The 23,348-nt window shown below is 35.5% G+C and carries 27 protein-coding genes; 24 read left to right on the top strand and 3 right to left on the bottom strand.

The genetic code is table 11. The features are described from left to right. Positions 1-308: 308 nt before the first annotated feature. From AC6I0I_RS10470 to AC6I0I_RS10405, 14 genes are all read left to right on the top strand, one after another. Entirely contained in the window at positions 309-2,498 is a 2,190-nt protein-coding gene (locus AC6I0I_RS10470; protein ID WP_262953707.1) for a Tex family protein, read from the top strand. Between the two features lie 170 nt (positions 2,499-2,668). Next, on the top strand, positions 2,669-2,863 hold the full coding sequence (locus AC6I0I_RS10465) for a hypothetical protein (RefSeq protein WP_262953811.1): 195 nt from the start codon (positions 2,669-2,671) through the stop codon (positions 2,861-2,863). Further along, positions 2,853-3,209 (top strand): IS66 family insertion sequence element accessory protein TnpB, encoded by a 357-nt coding sequence (gene tnpB, locus AC6I0I_RS10460; RefSeq protein ID WP_262953810.1) that lies wholly within the window; start codon positions 2,853-2,855, stop codon positions 3,207-3,209. Before AC6I0I_RS10465 ends, tnpB begins: the two co-directional genes overlap by 11 nt. 107 nt (positions 3,210-3,316) lie before the next feature. Next, positions 3,317-3,550 carry an IS66 family transposase gene (locus AC6I0I_RS10455; RefSeq protein WP_262953809.1) on the top strand — a complete coding sequence of 78 codons (234 nt, stop codon included), beginning with the start codon at positions 3,317-3,319 and terminating at the stop codon, positions 3,548-3,550. Beyond that, positions 3,547-4,842, top strand: coding sequence for an IS66 family transposase (gene tnpC / locus AC6I0I_RS10450; protein WP_262953812.1), 1,296 nt, complete (start codon positions 3,547-3,549; stop codon positions 4,840-4,842). Before AC6I0I_RS10455 ends, tnpC begins: the two co-directional genes overlap by 4 nt. Positions 4,843-5,833: 991 nt before the next feature. Continuing rightward, on the top strand, positions 5,834-6,178 hold the full coding sequence (locus tag AC6I0I_RS10445; protein ID WP_161830976.1) for a DUF3139 domain-containing protein: 345 nt from the start codon (positions 5,834-5,836) through the stop codon (positions 6,176-6,178). A gap of 270 nt (positions 6,179-6,448) precedes the next feature. Continuing rightward, complete coding sequence (locus tag AC6I0I_RS10440; protein WP_262953849.1) at positions 6,449-7,012, top strand: hypothetical protein; 564 nt, start codon at positions 6,449-6,451, stop codon at positions 7,010-7,012. A 119-nt stretch (positions 7,013-7,131) separates the two neighbouring features. After that, on the top strand, positions 7,132-7,851 hold the full coding sequence (locus AC6I0I_RS10435) for a peptidylprolyl isomerase (protein ID WP_161830978.1): 720 nt from the start codon (positions 7,132-7,134) through the stop codon (positions 7,849-7,851). Between the two features lie 69 nt (positions 7,852-7,920). Next, entirely contained in the window at positions 7,921-8,145 is a 225-nt protein-coding gene (gene acpP / locus AC6I0I_RS10430; protein ID WP_161830979.1) for an acyl carrier protein, read from the top strand. 161 nt (positions 8,146-8,306) lie between these two features. Then, positions 8,307-8,756: a MarR family winged helix-turn-helix transcriptional regulator gene (locus AC6I0I_RS10425; RefSeq protein WP_161830980.1), complete on the top strand. Its 450-nt coding sequence runs from the start codon at positions 8,307-8,309 to the stop codon at positions 8,754-8,756. 196 nt (positions 8,757-8,952) lie between these two features. Next, entirely contained in the window at positions 8,953-9,996 is a 1,044-nt protein-coding gene (locus tag AC6I0I_RS10420) for a D-alanyl-D-alanine carboxypeptidase family protein (protein WP_161830981.1), read from the top strand. 95 nt (positions 9,997-10,091) lie between these two features. Continuing rightward, positions 10,092-10,790, top strand: a complete 699-nt coding sequence (gene vanR / locus AC6I0I_RS10415; protein WP_262953850.1) for a VanR-ABDEGLN family response regulator transcription factor — start codon at positions 10,092-10,094, stop codon at positions 10,788-10,790. After that, on the top strand, positions 10,780-11,907 hold the full coding sequence (locus AC6I0I_RS10410; protein WP_262953851.1) for a sensor histidine kinase: 1,128 nt from the start codon (positions 10,780-10,782) through the stop codon (positions 11,905-11,907). The genes vanR and AC6I0I_RS10410 overlap by 11 nt, the downstream gene beginning before the upstream one ends. A gap of 558 nt (positions 11,908-12,465) precedes the next feature. Then, the gene (locus AC6I0I_RS10405; protein ID WP_262953852.1) at positions 12,466-12,867 is read left to right on the top strand and encodes a DUF3888 domain-containing protein; all 402 of its coding nucleotides are present in this window, start codon (positions 12,466-12,468) and stop codon (positions 12,865-12,867) included. A gap of 475 nt (positions 12,868-13,342) precedes the next feature. Here AC6I0I_RS10405 and AC6I0I_RS10400 read toward each other — a convergent pair whose 3' ends face one another. Further along, on the bottom strand, positions 13,343-14,128 hold the full coding sequence (locus AC6I0I_RS10400) for a 5'-methylthioadenosine/adenosylhomocysteine nucleosidase (protein WP_202618689.1): 786 nt from the start codon (positions 14,126-14,128) through the stop codon (positions 13,343-13,345). Positions 14,129-14,385: 257 nt separating this feature from the next. Here AC6I0I_RS10400 and AC6I0I_RS10395 point away from each other — a divergent pair, with 257 nt between their 5' ends. From AC6I0I_RS10395 to AC6I0I_RS10375, 5 genes are all read left to right on the top strand, one after another. After that, positions 14,386-14,619, top strand: a complete 234-nt coding sequence (locus AC6I0I_RS10395; RefSeq protein WP_161830985.1) for a hypothetical protein — start codon at positions 14,386-14,388, stop codon at positions 14,617-14,619. A 15-nt stretch (positions 14,620-14,634) separates the two neighbouring features. Further along, on the top strand, positions 14,635-15,285 hold the full coding sequence (locus AC6I0I_RS10390) for an HD domain-containing protein (protein ID WP_161830986.1): 651 nt from the start codon (positions 14,635-14,637) through the stop codon (positions 15,283-15,285). A gap of 101 nt (positions 15,286-15,386) precedes the next feature. Next, positions 15,387-15,638 (top strand): hypothetical protein, encoded by a 252-nt coding sequence (locus AC6I0I_RS10385; protein ID WP_161830987.1) that lies wholly within the window; start codon positions 15,387-15,389, stop codon positions 15,636-15,638. A 29-nt stretch (positions 15,639-15,667) separates the two neighbouring features. After that, positions 15,668-15,919: a hypothetical protein gene (locus AC6I0I_RS10380; RefSeq protein WP_161830988.1), complete on the top strand. Its 252-nt coding sequence runs from the start codon at positions 15,668-15,670 to the stop codon at positions 15,917-15,919. A 493-nt stretch (positions 15,920-16,412) separates the two neighbouring features. Then, positions 16,413-17,354 (top strand): D-alanyl-D-alanine carboxypeptidase family protein, encoded by a 942-nt coding sequence (locus AC6I0I_RS10375; RefSeq protein WP_262953853.1) that lies wholly within the window; start codon positions 16,413-16,415, stop codon positions 17,352-17,354. 29 nt (positions 17,355-17,383) lie between these two features. Here the strand turns inward: AC6I0I_RS10375 and AC6I0I_RS10370 are convergent, their stop codons facing one another. Beyond that, positions 17,384-18,367, bottom strand: coding sequence for a hypothetical protein (locus AC6I0I_RS10370; protein WP_262953854.1), 984 nt, complete (start codon positions 18,365-18,367; stop codon positions 17,384-17,386). 195 nt (positions 18,368-18,562) lie between these two features. Here AC6I0I_RS10370 and AC6I0I_RS10365 point away from each other — a divergent pair, with 195 nt between their 5' ends. Further along, on the top strand, positions 18,563-19,354 hold the full coding sequence (locus tag AC6I0I_RS10365) for an alpha/beta hydrolase (protein WP_161830991.1): 792 nt from the start codon (positions 18,563-18,565) through the stop codon (positions 19,352-19,354). Between the two features lie 25 nt (positions 19,355-19,379). On the opposite strand, the gene AC6I0I_RS10360 is transcribed toward AC6I0I_RS10365, so the two are convergent. Continuing rightward, positions 19,380-19,985, bottom strand: coding sequence for a methyltransferase domain-containing protein (locus tag AC6I0I_RS10360; RefSeq protein WP_161830992.1), 606 nt, complete (start codon positions 19,983-19,985; stop codon positions 19,380-19,382). 461 nt (positions 19,986-20,446) lie between these two features. Between AC6I0I_RS10360 and AC6I0I_RS10355 the strand changes: the two genes are divergently transcribed. From AC6I0I_RS10355 to AC6I0I_RS10340, 4 genes are all read left to right on the top strand, one after another. Next, a complete protein-coding gene (locus AC6I0I_RS10355) occupies positions 20,447-21,115 on the top strand; it encodes a TIGR01906 family membrane protein (protein ID WP_161830993.1) in 669 nt (222 codons plus the stop codon). A 41-nt stretch (positions 21,116-21,156) separates the two neighbouring features. Further along, the gene (locus AC6I0I_RS10350; protein ID WP_161830994.1) at positions 21,157-22,113 is read left to right on the top strand and encodes a patatin-like phospholipase family protein; all 957 of its coding nucleotides are present in this window, start codon (positions 21,157-21,159) and stop codon (positions 22,111-22,113) included. A gap of 335 nt (positions 22,114-22,448) precedes the next feature. After that, the gene (locus AC6I0I_RS10345) at positions 22,449-22,592 is read left to right on the top strand and encodes a hypothetical protein (protein WP_338506359.1); all 144 of its coding nucleotides are present in this window, start codon (positions 22,449-22,451) and stop codon (positions 22,590-22,592) included. Positions 22,593-22,846: 254 nt separating this feature from the next. Further along, the gene (locus AC6I0I_RS10340) at positions 22,847-23,311 is read left to right on the top strand and encodes a hypothetical protein (protein WP_161830996.1); all 465 of its coding nucleotides are present in this window, start codon (positions 22,847-22,849) and stop codon (positions 23,309-23,311) included. The last annotated feature ends 37 nt before the right edge of the window (positions 23,312-23,348 follow it).

Genomic DNA, 23,348 nt, shown 5'->3' with positions numbered 1-23,348 from the left:
TCCCCTTTAAAACGATGTCATTTCTTTTAGTTTGGTAAAAACTAACGTTTTTTATAACGTCTGTTGCGAGATTATTCCGTAATTATAAAGGGAAATCGGGGAAATGGAATGTGATTTTTGAATAAAAATAAAGGAGACAATAAGGATTATTAGATTTTAGAGGGAGGGTTAAGGGATTATGTAGAATTTTAGCAAAAAATGAGGGATTACTTCTTTATTTTAAGTTTTGTGATACAATATTTTACGTTATTGATAGAAAATCGAGCAATCTTTTTTTGGAGTAAAGATAGAGGAGGGGCACAAGTTAAATGGAACAACAATTTATGCAAAAATTATATAAACAAATTGCAAAGCAGTTAAATATTACAACAAACCAGATTAACGCGGTTCTTAAATTATTAGAAGAAGGTTCAACTGTTCCGTTTATCGCACGTTATCGTAAAGAAGTAACGGGGGCACTTGATGAAGAACAGATTCGTGAAATTTCTAAGACGTATGAGTATGGTGTTAACTTACAACAACGTAAAGAAGATGTTATTCGTTTAATTGATGAAAAAGGGATGTTAACAGAAGCCTTAAAACAGGATATTTTAAAGGCTGAAAAGCTAACAGAGATTGAGGATTTATATCGTCCGTTTAAAGAAAAGAAAAAAACACGCGCCACACAGGCGAAGGCGAAAGGATTAGAGCCGTTGGCGAAGTATTTATTAACTTATCCAGAAGGTGAGTTACAAACGGAAGCAGCGAAATATTTAAATGAAGAAGTGACGAGCGTTGACGAGGCTTTACAAGGAGCGCGAGATATTATTGCAGAAATGATTGCAGATCATGCGGATTACCGAAAATGGATTCGTGAGTATATGACGAAAAAGGGTCAAATTCAATCAAAGGTTCGTGATGCCAATTTAGATGAGCGTAAAGTGTATGAGCAATACTATGAGTATAGTGAACCTGTTTTACGCGTAGTGCCACACCGCGTACTTGCGATGAATCGAGGGGAATCTGAAAAGATTTTACGTATTTCTATTTTAGATGATGCAGAAGGTGTACATCGTTATTTGGTCAAAGAATTAATTCCAATACGCGAGGTTACAGAAGCAACGAAACAAGTTCGTTTAGCAATTGAAGATGCGTATAAACGTTTAATTAAGCCATCAATTGAACGTGAGATTCGTGCTGGTTTAAAAGAAGTGGCTGAAAATCAAGCCATTCATATCTTTTCTGAAAATGTTCGCCAGTTATTATTGCAACCACCGATGAAAGGAAAGGTTGTTTTAGGTGTTGACCCGGCTTATCGTACGGGATGTAAGTTAGCTGTGGTGGATGAAACAGGGAAAGTTTTAGATATCGATGTGATTTATCCACATGAAAAATCTAAAGGTTCGAAAGCAGATCCTGCTCTTGTGCAAAAGGCTCGTGCGAAAGTCATTGATAAAATTAATAAATATCAAGTGGAGATTGTTTCTATCGGAAATGGAACGGCTTCTCGTGAAACGGAAAGTTTTATTGCCGATGTTTTAAAAGAGATTAAGCATCCTATTTATTATATTATTACGAATGAGGCGGGGGCATCTGTGTACTCGGCGTCAGAATTGGCCCGTAAGGAGTTTCCAGATTTACAGGTTGAGGAACGCTCGGCGGTTTCGATTGCAAGACGTCTTCAAGATCCGTTGGCAGAGCTTGTAAAGATTGATCCGAAATCGATTGGTGTTGGTCAGTATCAACATGATGTGACACAATCTAAATTGAATGATTCTTTAAACTTCGTGGTTGAGACGACGGTGAATCAGGTAGGGGTTAACGTCAATACAGCTTCTCCAGCGTTACTTAAATATGTAGCGGGACTTTCAACAACGATTGCCAATAATATTGTTAAACACCGCGATGAAGTTGGAAAGTTTACAAAGCGTGAGGAATTAAAGAAAGTTTCTCGTTTAGGGGCGAAAACTTATGAGCAGGCCATTGGGTTCTTGCGTATCGTGGATGGTGTAAATCCGTTAGATAAAACGGGGATTCACCCGGAAAGCTATAAAATAGCGGAACAAGTATTAAAGACATTAGGATTTACAAAAGATGACTTAGGGACGGAGGCGCTAAAGTCGGCAGTAGAGAAAGCGAATCGTTCTGTTTTAGTCGATGAGCTCGGTGTCGGAGAGCATACATTGAATGATATTTTAGATGCATTTGTTGCCCCAAATCGCGATCCGCGTGATGATATAGAGGCCCCACTTTTACGTTCAGACGTCTTAAAGCTTGAAGATTTAAAACCAGGAATGGAGCTTCAAGGAACAGTACGTAATGTCGTTGACTTTGGTGTCTTTGTTGACTGTGGGGTTAAAGAGGACGGACTTGTCCACTTATCAAAAATGTGCAAACAATTTTTAAAACATCCGATGCAACTTGTTTCAGTAGGTGACATTGTTAAAGTCTGGGTAGAATCTGTTGACTTACAACGTAAGCGATTGGCTCTAACCATGATTGAACCAGAAGCGAAATAAAACAAAAAAGGCTACGTTTAGAAGTAGCCTTTTTGTTTTGCCGATAAAAATAGATTCTAGAGCCCTTATTGAATAGTGATTGAACGTAAGCACGTAATATAAACATGTCTATTATGACCTCCATCTTTGAGCTATACTGTAGCTATCAAAGAAAAGGAGGTCTATTTTTTATGAAAGAAAATCCTATTATAGTTCCAGTCGCATTGAGTGACTCTAATTTAAAGTCTAATTCAGTATCTGAGACTAATAAAAATACACCTGTTTGTCACTTTAAAATTAAGGATGCTGAAGTTACGTTTTACAATGGTGTGAACAAATATATCTTACATACTGTTCTAGCGGAGATGTCTAAGTATGCTCGTTGATTTTACTACGGTTCAAAATATCTTTATCATTTGTGGCCATACTGATATGCGTTGTGGGATTGACGGTTTAGCTAGTGTTGTCTCGGATAAATACAACTTAGATTTATTTAATGATGCCATCTTCTTGTTTTGTGGAAGAAAAAAGGATCGATATAAAGCTTTGTACTGGGATCGTGATGGATTTATGTTATTGTACAAACGAATTGAAAATGGAAATTTACAATGGCCTAAAGATCAAGACGAAGTTAAGAAATTAACGGCCCAAGAACTCCGTTGGTTATTAGAGGGGTTATCCATTCAACAACCCAAAGCCATTAAACCTGCTAAAACAGGATGTTTATACTAATAGAAATAAGGGATTTTCGACAAAAATCTCTTATTTCTATTTTCATAAGTTGTAAGATTAGGTATACTAATCTTACAACGAAACCTTTTTGAAAGCAGGCGAATTTGATGACAGAACTTGAACAACAATTAATGAAACAAAACAAAGACTTACTTGCGCAAAATCAAGAACTTTTAGAACAAGTTCGCCAATTAAATGAACAAATTCAATGCATGACTAAAAAACTATTTGGATCTTCGAGTGAAAAGACTAAAGTAGCCGATGGCCAAATTTCATTATTTAATCCAGATAATTTTTTGAAGAGACAGAGACAACTGAAGACCAAACCGTCGAAGAAATAACCTATCGACGTAAAAAACAAAAGGGAAGGAAGGCAGAATTAATCAAGGACTTACCGATTGAGGAAATCCATTGTCAATTACATGGAGAAGACTGCTTATGTACAAATTGTGGAAACGAAATGAAACGGATAGGAAAAAAGGTCATTCGTGACGAAGTTTGTTTCGTTCCAGCCCGATTATATAAAAAGCGATACATTAGTTACGCGTATGCATGTGATTGTCATGATGCATCGATCGAAGCTAAACCGATTCGTTGTGCCGAAACTCCAAAAGCTCCGATTCAAAGAAGCTTTGCCGGAGCGAGTGTGTTAGCTGAAGTTTTTCATCAAAAATATGTCTTAAGTATTCCTTGTTATCGACAAGTATCAGAATGGGCACGCTATGGATTAAGTGTGAGTGATAAGACGCTCTCAAATTGGATAATCACTACCTCTTATGATTGGTTACTTCCGATTTATGAGCGATTGAGAGATGAACTAGTTCAACAGACCGTTTTACACGCAGATGAAACACCGTATCAAATTTTAAATCGAGCGGATGGAAAACCTGCCACCTCTCAATCAAGGATTTGGTTATTTAGAACCATCAAAAATGCCCAACATCCTGTAGCTTATTACCACGCTGATCTAACACGTGAACGCGCGGTGGCAACCACTATCTTAGAAGGATTTAAAGGTTATCTTCACTGTGATGGGTATTCGGGCTATAAAAATATTCCCAACGTGAAATTAGTTGGATGTTGGGCTCATGTCAGAAGAAAGTTTTTTGAGATACCTGGGAATAATGGTAAGGCAAAAAAGGCAGTCGAATACTGCGATCAAATCTTTCGTTTTGAAAAGACGATTAAAGATTTATCTCCTGAGCAACGTCAAAAACAGCGCCAACTGATCATCAAACCAGTCATCGAAGAATTTTTCAAGTGGCTCGAATCCTTCTATGTGATGAAAGGAAAACTTCAAACAGCGGTTATGTATGCCCTCAATCAAAAGGTAGAGCTTTTGCGCTTTTTAGATGATGGAAATCTTGAAGCCTCGAATAATCTAGCTGAACAAGCAATTCGCCCTATCGCGATTGGCCGTAAAAACTACCTTTTTTCAACCAGTATGAAGGGTGCGACTGCCAATGCGATGGCATATACTATCATTGAGACAGCCAAGGAAAATAGTCTAAATCCATCCAAATATCTCACTTATCTTTTTGAAAAACTACCTAATACGGACTTCATACGAAATCCAGGCGTATTGGTGGACTTTTTGCCATGGGCAAAAACAGTCCAAGAGATTTGTCGGTAACAATATAAAATAATAGCTACCAACTCTGTACCTTTAGTTTACAGGAGTGGTAGCTATTTTTGTATCCGTGTTATTATTACGTGCTTACGATTGAACCATTATCGGACAACGCATTCTCGATCATTAGAGATGAGTTAGTTATTTAAAGGTTTGAAGAAGCAAAAGGGCTCTATCTCTTCATCATTAATAGGGGAGATAGATCCGTGAGATAAATTGTAATAGAGTGAATAAGTATATGGAAATTGAATAGAGGTGCTTGCGTAGTAAGTCGTTTCATTGGCATAACCTGTTGAATAGCTATGACTTGTAGGAGCCCTTAGTGTTAAAAAAACATTTCGTGATAGCAGCTTAGTAGTTAGAATGAGAGTCGTCTTCGTTTATGGAAAGGAATATACAATAATGGATAATTCTGAATAATTATGTTATAGTTTGTTAAAAAGGGGTGAAAGAATTGGATAAAGAAAATATGTCGTTGATTTATTCTATCATAGGATGTTTTGTGCTGGTTTTAATAAGGAGCTCGCCATTTCAAGACGCTCTAGGATTTTCTCACGTATATGCTTTAGGAATTTCGGATGACCTACGGAATGGTTTTTTAGGAAATTTAATAATGTTCGGTAGTTATCTAGGGGATTGCATATTTTACATCACACATTTGATTTCCTTCATAGGGGCTATACTGTGTATCTTATTATCAATCAAACTTATTATAAAAAATATAAAAAAATAAATGAATCAATCTATAATAATCCATTAAAGGAGATGAGGTCATGGATCGGAAGCAACCGATAGGGAATAAATGAATAGGTTGTTTTCAAGCACAGACTCAACCTTTCATTGGAAATGGGATCTATGCGTTCATTGTTGCGATTTATACGTTAGGACACTTTAAAGATTTTAATATTAATTTGAAATAAAGGCTCTGTTTTAAAATAGTGTTGATGTTTCTATGGTATTATATGGTGAATTTGTAGAAGGAGGGGGGAGAGTTATGAAGTTTAAAATATTGTTACTTATCTCAATTGCATTCTTTTCATATGCAATATATTTTTATCCTGTTCAAAAATATTTTGCAGAAAAAAATTTAGAAGAATATATGATTATCCAAGGAACATCGAGTGCAGTTATACAATCTAAAGAAATTCTTAAAGATTACAAAATAGGTGGATACACAATATCTATAGTATATGCAGATGACCCAGATTATCGATATGAATATATATATTTTCCAGGTGAAAAAGAATTAAAAGATAGTATGCGATGCTTTGTTTATGACAGTGAAAATGTGGAAATAGGAGTAACCAACAAAACAGTTAAATATCCGCCTATTAATTAAACGGTAGGGGTTAGATTCGGAGTGCGTTTGAATTGGAATAATTTAATTTTTTTAATTAATTGGTTTCCCATCGGGGACTGTCTTATTTAGTACTTAAGATAAATAACGAAAAAAGAGAGAATTTTGATGAAATAATATTTTCTCTTTTTTATTTTTTTTGAATGAATAACTAGATAAACGATAGATTTTTAAAAAACAAGACTTTTTTGTTGGTAAATGTCTATATATAGTAAGAGAGATGAGATAACAAGAGAAAAAGAGGAACGTAGGATGAGTTATGAATTGCCAGAAATTTATATTGTTATTTCCCAAACAGGGACTCTTTTTTCCCGGGCATTAAAGGTAGCTACACGGCATCCTTACAATTATGTCTCGATTTCGTTAGATCGGGAATTAAATGCGATGTACAGCTTCGCCCGAAGAAATATTTATTGTCCATGGATTGCTGGATTTATTGAAGAGAATCCAGATGAGGGAATGTTCAAGATAAAAACACAAACACGATGTCAGGTGTACAAATTACCATTAACCCCAAAGCAGTATGAGCAACTCTTATTAGCATTAGATCCATTTTTAAAAAATCCCGAGCAATACCGCTATAATTTTTTAGGATTACCTTTTATATGGATGGGGATTCCACTCAATCGTCGCTATCACTTTGTTTGCTCCGAGTTCGTCGCTCATTTATTAATGCAAGTGAATATTATTCGTGAATCTCATTCGGGACGAATGATGAGACCTTATGATTTTTCAATGATTGAGGACGTTGAGTTAATTTATGAGGGGTATTTAAGGGAGTACACCAATGATCAAGAAGAATACGTGGTCTTTTAATACAAAAAAATAGGTATAATGATAAAGGTTTCATGAATAATCTGGGATATAGGTTTACTTAAATAGGAATAAATAATACAATAGGTTTATAAAAGAAACCTGAAAGGATGTTACAGACTATGTCAAAAGTATTAGCAAAAGTTAAAGATTATGCGATTACTGAGGAGATGTTAAATGAAACAGTTGATGCGTTACGTACTCAACAACATATTAACATTACATCAGAAGAACAAAAGCAAGATTTATTAGATGAATTAATTGCTCGTCAGTTAGTCGTTGAAGATGCGATTGAATCTGGTTTAACACAAACAGAGGAATTCCAAAAATTATACCGTGAGTTTGTTTTCCAACACAGCATTGGACAAATGTTTAAAACAATTACGGTAACAGATGCTGAATGTGAAGCTTACTATAATGAAAATAAAGAGCAATTTAAAGAAGAAATGGTTCGTGCAGCTCACATTTTAGTTGAGGAAGAAGCACAAGCTAAAGAATTATTAGCAGCTATCGAAGGGGGAGCAGATTTCCACGAGTTAGCAAGTGCCAACTCTAAATGTCCATCAGGAGCACGTGGAGGAGACTTAGGTGATTTTGGACGTGGACAAATGGTTCCTGAATTTGAACAAGCAGCATTTGCTTTAAACATCGGAGAGGTTTCAGGAATTGTGAAAACACAATTTGGATACCATTTAATTAAATTATTAGATAAAAAAGATGAGGTTCCATTTACAGACGTAAAAGGACAAATCGAGCAATATTTAATGTCTAAAAAACAAAATGAGATGTATTCAAACTTCACTCAAGGATTAAAATCAAAATACACAGTTGAAAAAGCGTAAAAAACTATTTACTTTGTAGTTCAAACTAATTATAATAATATTATAAGTTAGATGAAGGAGGAAGTAAAAATGGTATTTAATCGCGTGAAAGAAATTATTGTAGATGAATTAGGTGTAGAAGAGGCATCAGTAACAATTGAATCAACATTAGAAGATTTAGGGGCTGACTCATTAGATGCTGTAGAATTAATCATGGCTTTAGAAGAAGAGTATGATTTAGAAATCGCTGAAGACGATGCAAAAACAATGAAAAGCGTTAAAAACATCGTTGATTATATTGAAAGTCATCAATAATTTGATTCCAAACTAGGAGCGTGATTTGAGTCATTCTCCTAGTTTTTTAAACAAGAAGATAAAAGTTATAATTTAGATAAATTCGCTCACTCTAAGGGTAGAGATTAAATAATGTAAGCGATTGTGTTTTTTAAAGAGAAAGATATAAGGAGGTGAGGCTAATGGATCGTTCGAGAAAAGTGGTCAATGATTTGTTAACTGACGTCTTTAACCAAATTTTGATTTTAGAAGAGCGAAATTTAACAGAGCATGATGCAGTCGATGTGACGATGACCGAGATTCATGTCATTGAAGCGATTCGTAAATGTGAACCGCCGACCATGGGAACCGTGTCTAAGCGATTGATGATTACGATGGGTACATTAACGACTTCAGTGAATCGATTAGTGGAAAAAGGATATGTCACACGTAAGCGTGATGTGAATGATCGTCGTGTTGTTCTACTCGATTTAACAGAGAAAGGTCAACAGGTGTTTGAAATCCATGAGGCTTTTCATGAAGAGTTAGTGAATGCTGCTTTAAAAGATTTAGAGTTTCGCGAAGATTTAGTTCTAGCTTTAGAAAGTATTTACCGCTTCTTTAAAAAGTTGCAGGAAAAACATCAACAGTAAAAAGACGTATCCGTCGGGATTACATCAAACGGAACCGACTTCAACAGATAGGATGAAGTGATGGAACAAAAATTGGAGTGAATCGAGTAAAACTTGTTCGACTATCACTAATTAAGGAAAATGATGTCAAAAAAATTATAAGGAATCAATTTCGATTATATGGTTTAATAGACATATAAGAGGAGTTGATTTTTTTATGTGGAAATTAGGAAAGATAACATCGGGAGTTCTAGTATTAGGATTAGCGTTAAGTGGGGGATTCCATGCGTTAGCGATAGATAAAGAGCAAATGGAGTTTCATTTGACGTATAAAGATTTTTATCAAACGAATCGGCAAGAGGTAGTAGATATTATCAAGTATGGATTCGGGTTTAATGATCGTCATGCCTTAATGGAGACAGATGTTGATGTTCCTTTAAGGAGCGATTATGCACTGCTTGTTAATTTAACAACGAATGAGGTTATTTATGAAAAACGGGCACATGAACGAACGTATCCAGCTTCATTGACGAAAATGATGACGGTTCTTGTGGGACTGGAACATCGAATGGATGTTGATATTGTGATGGACGTTGATTTTGCAATATTAGCCGATGAGGGGGCAGCCATTGCTGGCTTTTATAATGGACAATCGGTAAGTTATGATGATTTATTATACGGTGTCATGCTACCCTCAGGGGCCGATGCGGCACAGATGTTAGCTAAAGTTGTGGCAGGTTCGGAGGAAGGGTTTGTTGAACTGATGAACGAGAAGGCCCAACGTTTAGGCATGAAAGATACTCATTTTACGAATGTCGTTGGTCTTCATGATGATAATCATTACTCCACGCCATGGGATTTAGCGATTTTAGAAAAAGTAGCCTTATCAAATGATGAGTTTCGTGAAATTTTTTCAGCACCATCATACCAAGCAAGCGTTGCGGGTAGTAATGGGGAACCATTAATTTTTACGAGCCGAATGTTTGATCGCATGGGAGATCCAAACTTCGAGGGCGGTCAGGTTCTTGGTGGGAAAACAGGTTATACACATGAAGCGGCCCTTTGTCTTGCAAGTTATGCAACAGATGGGGAGAACGAATATGCGCTTGTAACGACCCATGCCAATGGAAATTCATATACGCCACAATATCATGTATTAGATGCCTTAACTGCCTATGATTATTTTTTAAATGATGAGGAGTCAGAGGAAGTTTTGATTGAAGATTTACAAAGTGGTGCCCAGTACTTGATTGCGAAATAGAGGAAGAAGGAAGATAGAATCTTCCTTTTTTAGTTCAAACTAATTAAATTGGTATATAATAAAGGTAGAATTTAATGATAATGGAGTAGAATGGAATGAATAAACGAATTTTAATTGTGGATGACGAACCAGAAATTTTGGAGTTGTTGGCGCTTTATTTAAGAAATGAAGGATTCTCGTGTTTTTTATTTCCTAATGGGAAAGATGCATTGGACTCACTCCAAGAGAATACCTATGATTTGGCAATCTTAGATTTAATGTTACCTGATATGGATGGATTTACGATTTGCTCAAAAATTCGCGAACATTATAAGTTTCCGATTATTATGTTAACGGCGCGAAACGAAGATATGGATAAGATAACGGGATTAACACTCGGAGCGGATGATTATGTGACGAAGCCTTTTAATCCATTAGAAATTGTGGCACGCGTGAAAGCTCAGATGAGACGTCTGACTCAGTATCATGAAACCACTGTCTTAAAAAATGAAGAGGTGATTGATATTGCGGGATTATCGATCAATTATCAAACCCATCAATGTTTTTTGAATAATCAGCCTATTTCTCTTACCCCAACAGAATTTTCGATTTTATGGTATTTATGTCAGAACCGTGGATGCGTGGTAAGTTCGGAGCAGTTGTTTCAGGCGGTTTGGAAGGATAAGTATTTTAAAAACGAGAATAATACGGTGATGGTCCATATACGGCGCCTTCGTGAGAAGTTGCATGAACCACCTGGGAAGCCTAAGCTGATTAAGACGGTATGGGGAGTAGGTTATAAAATTGAAGGATAATTTTAAAAAGTTAAAACGGAAGTTGCTTTTAGAGGCGATTGGTCTCATTGTGATGAGTGTCATTTTGGGCGCGATATTTTTACATTTATTTGTGGATGGTGTCTTGGAATCATGGTTTGCTGAAGGATTTGTGACGTGGCTTCAAAATTGGATGGGGCTAGATTATTATGCGGCACGTCAGATTTATCTTAAAATCTTTGTCTACAATAAGCCGATGATTTTAGGTGGAGCTTTTTTATTGTTACTTGGCGGGGCTCTTTATGTGATGGGGATGAGGTTAACGCGCTATTACCAAGAAATGGCCCAAGCGGTGCACAAATTATTAGATGAATCAGATGAGCCGATTGTCATGAGTGATGGTCTCGAGTTTATGGCAACTGAGTTAAACGAGGTGAAGCGCGTTCTTAAACATCGCGAACGGGTGGCCCGAGAGAGTGAACAGCGTAAAAATGATTTGGTCATGTATTTGGCTCATGATATTAAGACTCCGTTAACTTCTATTATTGGATATTTGAGTTTACTTGAGGAATCTCAAGAATTACCGAGCACCTTTAGGCAGAAGTATACGGGGATTTGTTTAGATAAATCTTATCGTTTGGAAACATTAATTAATGAATTTTTCGAGATTACTCGCTTTAATATTCACGAAGTCGTCCTTGAAAAAGAGACATTTAATTTAACCTTTATGATGGAACAATTAGTGGATGAGTTTTATCCTCTTTTGCTAGAAAAGAACTTAAAGATTAATCTTATGTATGAAGAAGAAGTTGAATTTTATGGAGATGTGGATAAGTTAGTGCGGGTGTTTAATAACCTATTGAAAAATGCCGTTGCTTATAGTTATCCCCAATCGATCATTGAACTTCATATTTTTAAAACGGTAGCGGAAGTTACATTGACCTTTAAGAATCAAGGAAAGACGATTCCTAAACACAAACTAGAAACGATCTTTGAAAAATTTTATCGTTTAGATACTTCAAGAACCTCCCAAACTGGGGGATCGGGACTTGGATTAGCCATTGCTAAAGAAATTGTCGTTGCTCATAAAGGAACTATTGAAGTCGAAAGTAGTGAAGCGGGAACGATCTTCACCATTACGCTTCCTTATTCTAAATAAAGAACCCCCCTCTTGTTACGTGTGGATAGCAAGAGGGGGTTTTTAGTGATGGGTATTAAGCACTTAGTTATTAATTTTTATGGGTAATTAAAGTTCCAGGATTTTAATAAAGAAAGTGAGGGCTACTATTAAACTAGAGCCCGCACTTGATTAACAAATTCTCCAGCTTTTAAACCAAAAACATTTTCTGCATTAATTTGATTAAATGCTGATTCATAAGGTTCCTTTCATAAAAGCTATATATTATTATTATTTTCCTATTATAAAATCGTATAAATCTCTCCCTAAAAAAATATAAGGAATTCTATTAGAGAAATCACTTATCCCCAATGAAATTTTTATTGCTATTCATAATGATGAATGACCCTGCCAGAACAAAATCTTCATTTTTTATAGGCCTTACATTCATGTTATCGGTATAAATAGATGTCCTAGATGAGATAATAGCTTTATAAGGATTTATAGTAACCTGTACTAAAAATAAATAATAACATCGTAAAATCTAATCAAAACGGGGTTAAACGATGTCAAAAAAAATATGAAATTACAATAATTTTAATGTTATTTTTAACCATACTTATTGATTTAAAAATACTTAATAAATTTCCAAGTAATATTTTTGCAAATGATAATTCAACTTCATTTAATTCCTTATCTTATGAAGAACAAATATCAGAATATCAATTAACGGTAGAAAGAATTCTTTACAAATCCATTGAAAAATCAGTAAACAATGTTTATGGAGAGAATAAAAGAACATCTTGGGATTATAGAATCATAAACATTGAACGTGGATATTATCCTGAACCCTATTTGTATAGATTAACGATAGAATTTGAAACATTTACTGGAGCTCATAAACCACCTGTTGATACTAATGTTGCAGTATACGACATCATAAGTTTTGATCCAACAATAGTAAAAGAAATAAGTTATGAACATTATTTAAATGAAAGATAGACTAGGGATATGTGCACATATCTCTAGTCTATCTTGTAATATAAGAAAAAATGTAGAACTTTTTTCAATGTCATTAAGTTAATAAATTAATCATTAAAATCGCTCAAAGGGAGGTGTACTAAAATGTACATCTCTTTTTTATATAAATGAACGCGTATTTACGCGTCCATTTTAGCTATCAACATCTATCTGTCTATGATTAATATTTTTGTCTAATACAACTTAATATTATTATGGAAGGAATAAAAGGTTATAAAGTAAAACGACCCCAAGAAAAAGAACAAAGAATACCCCTAAAATTGTTACTAAAACAATTAGTGTTTTTTTAACTGTGTTATTCATAAAGTACCCCCTACCTAGCTGCTTACGAATAATAGTCTATCACAATTTGGAAATTTTATAAAGTGAAGGGGGCATGGAGTGGGAGGGATTAAATAAAAAATCCCTCTTCTGTATTTAGAAGAGGGGAGTTGGATTAGTAAAGTTCGATGAGTTTTAAGACAAACTCACTTGAGTTTTTCGCTGCTAAAGGTAAAAATTCTTCATAGGATAAGTCGGCCCCACCGTCAGCTTTATCAGAAATTGAACGAATGATGAGGTAGGGAATTTCGTTTAAGTAGGCAACCTGTGCCATTGCTGCACCTTCCATTTCTACGGCCGAAACTTCACCGAAATGATCTTTAATTTTCTGTGCTGTTTCACCACCAGCAACGAATTGGTCACCTGATGCGACGTCTCCTTCTACGACTGAAATGTCAGTTAGAGTGCTGGCCGCTTTCTTTGCAGTTGCTAAGAGTTCTTGACTTGCTGGGAAAAAGTCGATCCCTAAACGATCAATTTCACCTAATTTTCCACCAACCGCTGTTGTATCAAAATCATGTTGTACTGCTGCAGTTGATAGAACGATATCACCTTGATTTAATTCAGGATTTAGTGTTCCGGCAACACCAGAATTAATTAGGGCCTCCACATTAAATTGATCGATTAAAAGTTGTGTACAAGCAGCCATATTGACCTTACCAACTCCTGAACGCACTAATACGATTTCTTTCCCATCAATCGTTCCACGATAAAACGTCATATTGGCGATTTCAACAGTCTCTTGAACATTCATTTTTGATTTAATTATTTCTACTTCTTCCTCCATCGCTCCGATAATCCCTAACGGCTGCACATCCTTTGCTGATGAATTTGAGCATCCAACCATTGCTGTTAGTGCGATAACCGCAATAGCACATAAAGTTATTAATGATTTTTTCATGTTGTAAAACTCCTTTAGTTATAAATTGACAATTGTCCTCACTCAGTGCCATTTATTTATAACATGGTTTATGCATTTCATCAATCAAAAATATACATTTTTCTACAAGATAGTTAGTCGATTTTTGTTTTTTATCGATAAAAATCATTTAATAAGGAAGAAATTTAATAAAAAAAGGTTTTTTACACCTTATATGTAAATAATGATAGAACGCATAGATAGGGTGTGGTAATATTAGGATATTAAAAGGGAACTAAATGAAAAAAAGGTTGATGATTTTAATTCTATTTATGGTATTTGCTGAAGAAGAACTTTTGTCGGCCGTTGAAACGGTGAGCATCGTAAATCATCATGAAAATGTGATTAAATATAAAGTTAATTCTAAATTAAAAGATAAAGTAAATCTTTCAGATTTTGATGACTTCATTGAAGGTAGCACCGAGGACATTAAAATAATGGTTCATGATGGGATGAAGAAAAAATTTTATTGATAAAGGGGACTTAAAATGGTAGAGCAAATTTTAAATGATTCAGAAATTGTAGCGATTTATCATGAAATAGAAAAAATGGAAGTAGAGACCGGAGGTTGGGCATATCATAATCTTACACATGTTAAAAATGTAGCGAATTTAACGGAACAATTACTTCGTCATTTAAATCAAGATGAATTTTTCATTGAAGAAGTTAAAGTAGCGGCTCTCTTACATGACATTGGTAGTCTAGATGGGAAAGCAGATCACGCTCAACGGAGTTACGAATATGCTAAAAATTATTTTAAGCATCACCGTTTAAATTTAAGACATGAAAAACTTATTCTTGATGCGATTAAAGAACATAGTAATGGTTTTGAATGTAATAATCTCATGACACTTGTTCTCATTCTTGCAGATAAACTTGATATTACAAACCAACGTCTTGCTCCAGCAGGTTATCAGATTGATGGATTAAATGAAATCCAATACATCGATAGTATCGATGTATCCATTATTAATGGGGCACTCTATGTCCATTTCATCACACAACCAGACTTTAATAAAGAATCTTTTGAAAAATTCTATTTCTCTAAGAAAGTCTTTCAGGCGATTAAATCTTTTTCAACAAAACTAAATCTAAACTACCATGTCAAACTGAATCAACGAGCCTGGGACATTAAATAAAAAAATATGTTTTAAAATTAAATAAGAGAGGTTATTTTATACCTTGTGAAAAAATAAGGGGTTAAGTGGATCCTAAAATATCAAAAGATAGGAGGAAGGAAATGAAACAAAAGGAAGACGATAAACTTTTTTTCTTCATAAAAATAAGTAAAATAAAAACAGATAAAGATTACTTTATTTTAGTCGTTCTTTTTATATGCTTTCTTTATGCGATTCCTATACAAAGGATGGGGTTTTATGACTTTTGTTTTGAGGAAATGAGAGTGAAGAGAAGTTTAGTCGATATCATTATTATTTCTATTATTTTATTTTATGTATTATTTTGTTCGAAGAATTTTAAGAGGGATAAGTAAAAAAAGTTAGGGAGATTTTAATAGTTTTAATGTTATTCATTATTGTTGTAGTAGGTTCATTTAAATTACTTCCTCATCTTGGTGATGATACTCTTGTGGGGAAAAAAGCTTTTCAAGATAATGAAAAAGTTATTTTTGGTGATTTATTTTTTAATCTATCTTATCTGTTGTCGTATCTTCATGTTGAATATAGAATATTGGGACATTATTTAATCCTTAAAGATTGGGAGTTTAAGGGGATTAGAGGTATTACTCAGAAGAAGTTAAGTGAAAGTTATTAAGTGAGACGACTTAGGAAAGCGGATATTAGATAAAGGAGTCAAAGGAGTGAAAAATATTAATGAGCCTTTAATGTTTTGGGTCAGGGTTATGTGTGTTAAGGGATGTTAAAGAGGTGATTAAGCTGATCTTAACATAGGCGAAAGATAGATGTTTATACTAGTTGATGGATGAAAGGGGCACGACATGAGTTGGTGTCTTTTTTTATGCCTGTTATTAGGCATGTGTGTTGAAAAAGATTATCGCAAGTTGTGATATTTTTTCACGCTTCTTGATTTGTTAATCACGAAAGGTAGATGCGATCGTAAGAAATTCGTAAGGTTTTTGAAAGACGCCGTTAAAAAACTTTCTCATCAATGATGGTTAAATAAAGGTATCCGGAAATAAGGGTTGGACCGGAGTAGAGAATGAGGAGATAACAGAATGGGTTGATTCAATGGATGAAAACCCGTATCTCTGTTTTCAAATACATCATTTATGAGAGGGCGTGAAAAAATGAAACGAGCAAAAATTTTTTTAAGAGGGATTGTTTTAATCACTTTAATAGGATTACTATTTCATTTTGGACAAGGAATACTTGATCCACAAGAGGGTTTATCTCTCCAACGACACTCAAATCAACAACCTGGTTTTGATCTTAATGCTTATCAACCCGTGGACGATTCTTCATGGAATATTCAGAGTCGATATGCTTTGCTTGTGAACCGAGAAACCGGACGTGTCTTATACCAACGAAAAGCAAACCAAAAGATGTATCCGGCATCTTTAACTAAGATCATGACTGTGTTAGTGGCCATTGAGCAATTAGAAGAGGAAGAGATGACTGTTATTTCTGATTTTACAAATTTATATGAGTCGGGGGCGGCGCTTGCTGGATTTTTCCCAGGAGAGACTGTTCGTGCGATCGATTTACTGTACGGAACCATGCTTTCATCAGGGGCAGAGGCGGCAGAAAGTTTAGCACAGAATATTTCGGGTTCTGTGGATAATTTTGTTGCATTGATGAATCAAAAAGCACGAGAACTTGGAATGAATCAGACCCATTTTGAAAACGTGACAGGACTTCATGACAAAGGACATTATACAACAGCGAAGGATCTCGCCATTTTATTAAATGACGCGCTTTCGAATGAACGATTTAAACAGATTTTTACCGCTATTCAGTATGAAATGCCATCCACAACCAATCACCCTTCAGGTCTATTCATGGCGAGTCGAATGTTCGCTAAATTAAATGATGTGACCTTTAGGGGCGGTCAATTTTTAGGTGGGAAGACGGGATATACAGAAGAGGCGGGCCTTTGTCTTGCGAGTTTAGCGTCAGATGGTGAGTCTGAGTATATTTTAGTTACTGCGGGGGCACCAGGAGGTCCAAGAACTGAACAAACCAACATCTCTGATGCGATTAATTTATATGAACGTTTCCTTAATGAGTAAAGGGATTACCAGCTGGCAATCCCTTTTTCCTAATTGAGAATAGTATAGTAGTCTAAACGCCCTTCAACTTTTTGGATAAACCAAAATTCCTTTGAATCAACGATTTCTTTTTTTATAGTAATGATTTGCGTTAATGGATGAGGGGCATATTCGTTAGAAACGAGGCGTTCCTGAAATTCAACCGTATAGATGACTTCATCATCAGAAGGCATCGTAGCAGAGACGACGTGGGCTGTTTCTAATGATGGAGATGATCCCCCTGTTACGAATCCATTTGTTTGAATATAGGATAGGACCTTAGATCTTAATGGTTTAGAAAGTGCGACGTATTGAAGTCCCCCGTTACGATATTGAAGCCCGTGAATCCACAAAGCAAGTGCTTCTTCTTTAGTCAAAGGGGAGAGGACGCGTTGGAAATGAGTGATTTTTTCGTCTAACATGTCACGGGTTGGATAAGTAATGTGAACTTCCGATTTTGTTTCATCAATGGTTGCGAGAAATAAAGTGTTTAACCAGTTAGCACCCACATACAGTTGTTCTGTGCCCAGTTGGTAATCGTAAAGGGTAAACGTAATCGCAAAGGAACCGGAATGGATTTCAAGGTAAAGGGGCGTCTGATTAAGAATAGCGGGACTGTCATTAGAAATAGGGTAGGGCGATAGGGTGAATCCTTGAAGTCGACTCGCAAGAGGGTAATCTAAAGAGGCATTGGCCAATCCATTGAGGTAGGATAAGTATTCTTGTTGTTTGAGATAATTATCAACAGTAACAGAAATGGTTTTTGTTTCTGGGTGATAGGAGTAGTTAGTGCCGCCCATATTTTTTATGAACCATTCGAATGGAACTAGCAATTCCTGTTTATGATGAATGAGTTTATAGGGACAATCCGCAGCCGTCTTGTTTAAAAAAATCTGCTTTTCATCTGCCGCATGGACAGGAGGGCGCCCAAAATTAAAAAGGATAAGGTAAAGAAAACCGAGTATGAATAGCAAAGAAAGTCGTTGTTTTTTCATGAAATATTCCTCATTATTAGTTGTCATTTATGTTGGGTAAGAAAATTAGGAGTCTTCATCTAACGGATAAATTTTTGTTTATCTATAGCTTGTCCTAAATAGGAGGCACTTATTCTCATTAAAAGTGTTAAACGCTCGAATAAAAATTGAGAAATATTGTAAGAATAAGAGTACTATAAGATAGGGAATGATATTATGAATTTAAAAAAGGAAGTTGCGCATCAACCATTTTCATGTGAAATTGCAGGCGCTAAAACGGCCGTTATTTTTATCCACGGAATTTTAGAAGGTCCGTATCAATTTCATGGATTATCTGAGAAAATTTTAGACTTAGGGGTTTCCTCATTTGGTCTTTTACTCCCAGGTCATGGAGGAAGTGCGAGACAGTTTGCGAAAAGTCATCGTCGTCAATGGGTCCGTTATGTCGATTGTCAAATTGAGGCGATTTCAAAAAGATATCCACAAATTATTTTGGTCGGACATTCAATGGGGACTTTGCTTTCATTACTTGCTTGTCGTAAGCATCCCTCGATTATTGGTGTCGTTTGTTTAGCAACCCCTTTAGCAGTAAAGGTCAATTTAAAAGGGTTTATTTGTTCATTAAAGGTTTTAACCGGGCGATATAGTCAAGAGGATGATTACGTTTTGGCCAGTTATCGGGCATGGAGTATTTCGAAGGGATCGTGGGGCGATTATCTTCATTGGATTCCAAGGTATTTGGATTTATTTCATTTAATGTACGAAACGAAAAGAGAGCTTCCTTCGGTGAGACAACCTTTGCTTTTTATTCACTGTCAACAGGACGAATTTGTCCGCGGTAAAACCACAAAAATTTTAAAGAATAAATTGAGAGGACATGATTACGAACTGCTTGAATTATGCGAATCGGGGCATTTCTACTATCGAAATGATGAGGGGACACAATTAGAAGAGGCAATCTTAGCTTTTATTACTAAGTGTCAACAACAACATAATAAAAAAAGATGACTTAGGTGGTCATCTTTTTTTTGATTTATTTTACCCCAACGATACTAAATAGGCTATAAGGATGGTTTTTATGTTTTAATGGCTTGTATCCCGAATAAAACTTACGTCCGAGAACGTCTTTTAGTCCGGCATCTGTTAAATGAGTCACCATTTCATTAATTTTAAATCCATGATGTCCTTCAAAATTTGGTTCTTCAGAGTAAAAGGCTCCGTTATCACGAAGTAAATCGACAATAATGAGTTTTCCATGTTTTTTTAAATAACTCGCTAACTTATTGATGATAGGTTGGACGTCTTTGATAGGACTCATCACCATGGCGGCGTAAATAACGTCAAAGGTTTGATCGAAGTTAGACGTTAGAATATCTCCCGTAAATGTTTTAATATGACTAATATGATGTGCTTTAAGTGTGTTCTCGAAGACTTCTATGTCTCGTTTTGAGCTATCCACCATGAGTCCTGATGCGATTTTGTGTTGTAGATTTAAGGAGATTAGACCTGTTTGACATCCGAATTCCATGACTTCAAGTGGACCATGACCGATATAGCTTTCAATTTCTTGACTAATCGCATGTACGCGTTTTTTACAGATATCTGTCTCTGTTTTTTCTTCAACCTGATTGAAATTCAAACTTTATCACTCCCTTTAAAAATTTTCGTAATAGTACTATTCTATCACATTTCAGTTGTTTTAGAAGTTTTTAGAGGAGATTACTTATCATCATTAATTGACAGTGGCCCCTTCAGCTTAGTGACTGTTGGGGAGAGAATTTGTTGTTTTATTTTATAAAAAATGGGGCATAATTTTAGGACAGAGTGAATAGAATGTGGTATCAAACGCCAGGATGGAGGAGGAGTATTCGTTTGAATCAGTCTATAGACTTAGCCCCGTAATGGTGGTAAGATAATGGCAACAAGAGGTCGATGTGGCGTTGAATAAAGCTTTGAATAGTTTATTGTCTAATTAGACCGTTCTTCTATCATCCTAATCAAACAACTGAATCCGTTTCATCAGGGGTGAAAGTCATTTACCTTATTTAAAGAAGCTATTTTGTATGATGAAATAATATTATTTAAAGGGAGAGTTAAGAGATGTTAAAGCGTAAGTCAATTAAAGAAGTCGTTGTAGAGGGAGTAGGCGCCATTTGGTTTTTTTTAGCGCTCGTTTCAACGGTGGTATTAATTGTACTAAATTGTACTCCAATTTATCGATATGTGATTAATCGGTACCAATTAACAACGATAACTGGGTTATCAGAGGAAAAACTAATGCTCAATTATAAAAGTATGATTTCCTATTTACAAAGCCCTTCACGTGGGATGTTACAGTTACCGGATTTTTCAATGAGTGAGGCGGGAATGATACACTTTGCGGAAGTTAAGCATATCTTTCTTGTGTTATACGTGATTGTTCTGTTATTTATTCTAGCATTTGGGGTATTTCTTGTCACACGACATCATCATAAGGATAAATGTATTTTATCGACGTTTAATCGAGGGGCTAATTTAACCTTCTTAACGTTTGGAATTTTAATCTTCTTTATTACTATCAATTTTTCGGGAACATTCACCGTGTTTCATAAACTCTTTTTTAATAATAATTATTGGATGTTTGATTATCGAACAGATCCTGTTATCTTAGCGTTACCTGAGCAACTATTTATGATTATTAGCATCATTATTATTATGAGCTTATTCGCTATTTGTGGATATATTAAGTATGTTTATTATAAAGGAAAGAAAAGTCTAGCTGCTCGTTAGACTTTTTTCATCATCTATGGATGTGAACTAGGAGGGATACGATGATATTTCGTGGACGAAAGCTATTTAACTTGAAAGTTGGTTTAGTATTAGCAGGTGGAGGGGCTAAAGGGGCCTACCAAGCAGGAGTCATACGCGCATTGTGGGATCTAGACTTAATTAATAATATCGATGTCGTATCCGGCGTTTCAATTGGTACATTGAATGCCCTTTGCTTATGCATGAAAGATAAGGATTTGATCGAACGTAGCTGGCGATCACTCTCGTATTCGAAAATCGTTACTAAATCGGACTCCATTAAACTTAGTTATCTGAGTGACCTGATTAAACGATTTACAACGCATACCGGTGATTTCACTAAAGCTTCCGGTCTTGAGTTAAGTGAGTTAGGATTAATCTCGCAAAAAGGTATCCGTGATTACATTCAGGAGTTTGTAGACGTTGGGACACTAAATCAAACGAAGATAGAGGTTTATTGTTGCGCATATAACGTGACAGATGGTTATCCAGAATATTTTAAATTAAACGAGTATAGTGAAGAAGAGGTCATTGATATTACACTCGGCTCATGTGCGGTTCCGTATATTTTTCCGTCAATCACGTTTAAAGGAAAGCAGTATGCTGATGGGGGGATTAATAATCCTCGATACAGTCGGGCTAATGCGGATAATGTCCCCATTGCCCCGTTAAAAAATCATGATTTAGATTTAATTATTGTAGTCCACTTAACTTATACGGATAAAGTCGACCGACGACTTTATCCACATGCCCGCTTGATTGAGATTTATCCCTCTAACTCATTAGAATTAATCAATGGATCAGGAACTCTAAACTTTAATCAGGCATCAATTACAGAAAAGATTCAAATGGGTTATCGGGATACATTAGTAACTCTTTCCCCGATGTTGATTGCCCTTTTAAAGGGAAAAGACATTACGCCATATATTAGACAACACGCTAAATGGAACGAACAATTTTTAAAAAAATACCAAAAGTAAAGACCATTTTTTATTCATGAACATAAACTATATAAGTCTATATACCATGCACAACGGATGGCATATGTGATAACACGCCCTGTATTCAATGGCTTACTTGGAAGATGCCGAGAATCAAAGATGGGGCCAGTGATAACAGAACCGATACTTTTTTGACAGGGTTAACAGGTCTAGTTGTATCATCATCTGATGGGTGTTGGAATTAGGTCTATAAAGGATGAAGGGTGGTTTTGTTTATATGTAAATGGGTTTGATAAAAAAATAGCTTTTAACGTTGGGCGGGAGTCTTTTCGGTATTGCTAAAAGTCCTTATATTAATGGGTAGGAGGAAGGTTATGATGTTAACCTTAACGTGTTTAATTATATTTTTACTCCTTATATTGAAGCTATCCGGCGCTATTGTAAAAGCGGGGTTTAAATATGGATTGCCCGCTTATCTTCTCTATAAGTTTGTGGAATATCAAGGGGAAATCGGTTAAGCTAATGGGGATGGATAAGGTTTAGGTAATCGTCTCATTCTTTTTCCCCTTAGGTCTATTTTGAAGCGATGGCAGGATTGTCATCGTTTTTATCTTAATTTTTTTAATGATTTAAGGACTTTATCATAAGATATAAGGAGGGAGAGAAGAAATATTAAGAATCTCGTTCGTTAGACTTGATTATCTCGGATTATTTTTTTATGATAGAGAGGTAATGTCGAAATTTGACCACTTGGGGAGAAAGTAGGAAAGCTATGTTTATTGTAAAGGCGGCTGTTTTATTTAGTTTTATTTTTCTAACAATTAGGAGTATTCGATCGATTATTAGACGTGAGCGATTAATCTCATATAAAAGATATGTAGAGGGAGTAAAATCGGGGATTGCGGAATTAAATACTGATATTGTTCAGGTAGCGACGGAGACGTATCAGGAAGCGGGGATTGTTGTAGATGTTAGCGCACTGATTAATCGGATTGTTCGATTAATGGGAATGGCATTGGTCTTCCATCCTGTGATTGGGGCCTTTATTTATCAACGTCCTGGGGTGACAATGGCCTGTTTTTTATTATCGATGTTTCACTTAATTGGTGATTTTGCCTTAGAACAGTTAATTGCCGGAAAAGAAAAAGCGAGTTATTTTATGATTGGGTATTTAACCGATCACTTGGTGTTGATTTTAAATATTGTTATTTCGGTACTTATGGTAATTTATTTATAAATGACGAAAGCCACGAAGGGGAATCCATCGTGGCTTT

This window comes from Turicibacter sp. St.80E1 (assembly GCF_059728495.1).
Note: the sequence above shows the minus strand (reverse complement) of the source record. Positions and strands in the feature narration are given on the sequence as shown.

Bases quoted from the DNA above. Each gene is read 5' to 3' on its own strand.
- acpP (WP_161830979.1), top strand. From the start codon at position 7,921: ATGGTATTTAATCGCGTGAAAGAAATTATTGTAGATGAATTAGGTGTA.
- AC6I0I_RS10420 (WP_161830981.1), top strand. From the start codon at position 8,953: ATGTGGAAATTAGGAAAGATAACATCGGGAGTTCTAGTATTAGGATTA.
- AC6I0I_RS10395 (WP_161830985.1), top strand. From the start codon at position 14,386: ATGAAAAAAAGGTTGATGATTTTAATTCTATTTATGGTATTTGCTGAA.
- AC6I0I_RS10440 (WP_262953849.1), top strand. From the start codon at position 6,449: ATGAGTTATGAATTGCCAGAAATTTATATTGTTATTTCCCAAACAGGG.
- tnpB (WP_262953810.1), top strand. From the start codon at position 2,853: ATGCTCGTTGATTTTACTACGGTTCAAAATATCTTTATCATTTGTGGC.
- AC6I0I_RS10405 (WP_262953852.1), top strand. From the start codon at position 12,466: ATGTTATTTTTAACCATACTTATTGATTTAAAAATACTTAATAAATTT.
- AC6I0I_RS10425 (WP_161830980.1), top strand. From the start codon at position 8,307: ATGGATCGTTCGAGAAAAGTGGTCAATGATTTGTTAACTGACGTCTTT.
- AC6I0I_RS10345 (WP_338506359.1), top strand. From the start codon at position 22,449: ATGATGTTAACCTTAACGTGTTTAATTATATTTTTACTCCTTATATTG.
- AC6I0I_RS10435 (WP_161830978.1), top strand. From the start codon at position 7,132: ATGTCAAAAGTATTAGCAAAAGTTAAAGATTATGCGATTACTGAGGAG.
- AC6I0I_RS10355 (WP_161830993.1), top strand. From the start codon at position 20,447: ATGTTAAAGCGTAAGTCAATTAAAGAAGTCGTTGTAGAGGGAGTAGGC.
- AC6I0I_RS10350 (WP_161830994.1), top strand. From the start codon at position 21,157: ATGATATTTCGTGGACGAAAGCTATTTAACTTGAAAGTTGGTTTAGTA.
- AC6I0I_RS10375 (WP_262953853.1), top strand. From the start codon at position 16,413: ATGAAACGAGCAAAAATTTTTTTAAGAGGGATTGTTTTAATCACTTTA.
- AC6I0I_RS10445 (WP_161830976.1), top strand. From the start codon at position 5,834: ATGAAGTTTAAAATATTGTTACTTATCTCAATTGCATTCTTTTCATAT.
- AC6I0I_RS10365 (WP_161830991.1), top strand. From the start codon at position 18,563: ATGAATTTAAAAAAGGAAGTTGCGCATCAACCATTTTCATGTGAAATT.
- vanR (WP_262953850.1), top strand. From the start codon at position 10,092: ATGAATAAACGAATTTTAATTGTGGATGACGAACCAGAAATTTTGGAG.
- AC6I0I_RS10465 (WP_262953811.1), top strand. From the start codon at position 2,669: ATGAAAGAAAATCCTATTATAGTTCCAGTCGCATTGAGTGACTCTAAT.
- AC6I0I_RS10340 (WP_161830996.1), top strand. From the start codon at position 22,847: ATGTTTATTGTAAAGGCGGCTGTTTTATTTAGTTTTATTTTTCTAACA.
- AC6I0I_RS10390 (WP_161830986.1), top strand. From the start codon at position 14,635: ATGGTAGAGCAAATTTTAAATGATTCAGAAATTGTAGCGATTTATCAT.
- AC6I0I_RS10470 (WP_262953707.1), top strand. From the start codon at position 309: ATGGAACAACAATTTATGCAAAAATTATATAAACAAATTGCAAAGCAG.
- AC6I0I_RS10380 (WP_161830988.1), top strand. From the start codon at position 15,668: ATGTTATTCATTATTGTTGTAGTAGGTTCATTTAAATTACTTCCTCAT.
- AC6I0I_RS10370 (WP_262953854.1), bottom strand. From the start codon at position 18,367: ATGAAAAAACAACGACTTTCTTTGCTATTCATACTCGGTTTTCTTTAC.
- AC6I0I_RS10400 (WP_202618689.1), bottom strand. From the start codon at position 14,128: ATGAAAAAATCATTAATAACTTTATGTGCTATTGCGGTTATCGCACTA.
- AC6I0I_RS10455 (WP_262953809.1), top strand. From the start codon at position 3,317: ATGACAGAACTTGAACAACAATTAATGAAACAAAACAAAGACTTACTT.
- AC6I0I_RS10385 (WP_161830987.1), top strand. From the start codon at position 15,387: ATGAAACAAAAGGAAGACGATAAACTTTTTTTCTTCATAAAAATAAGT.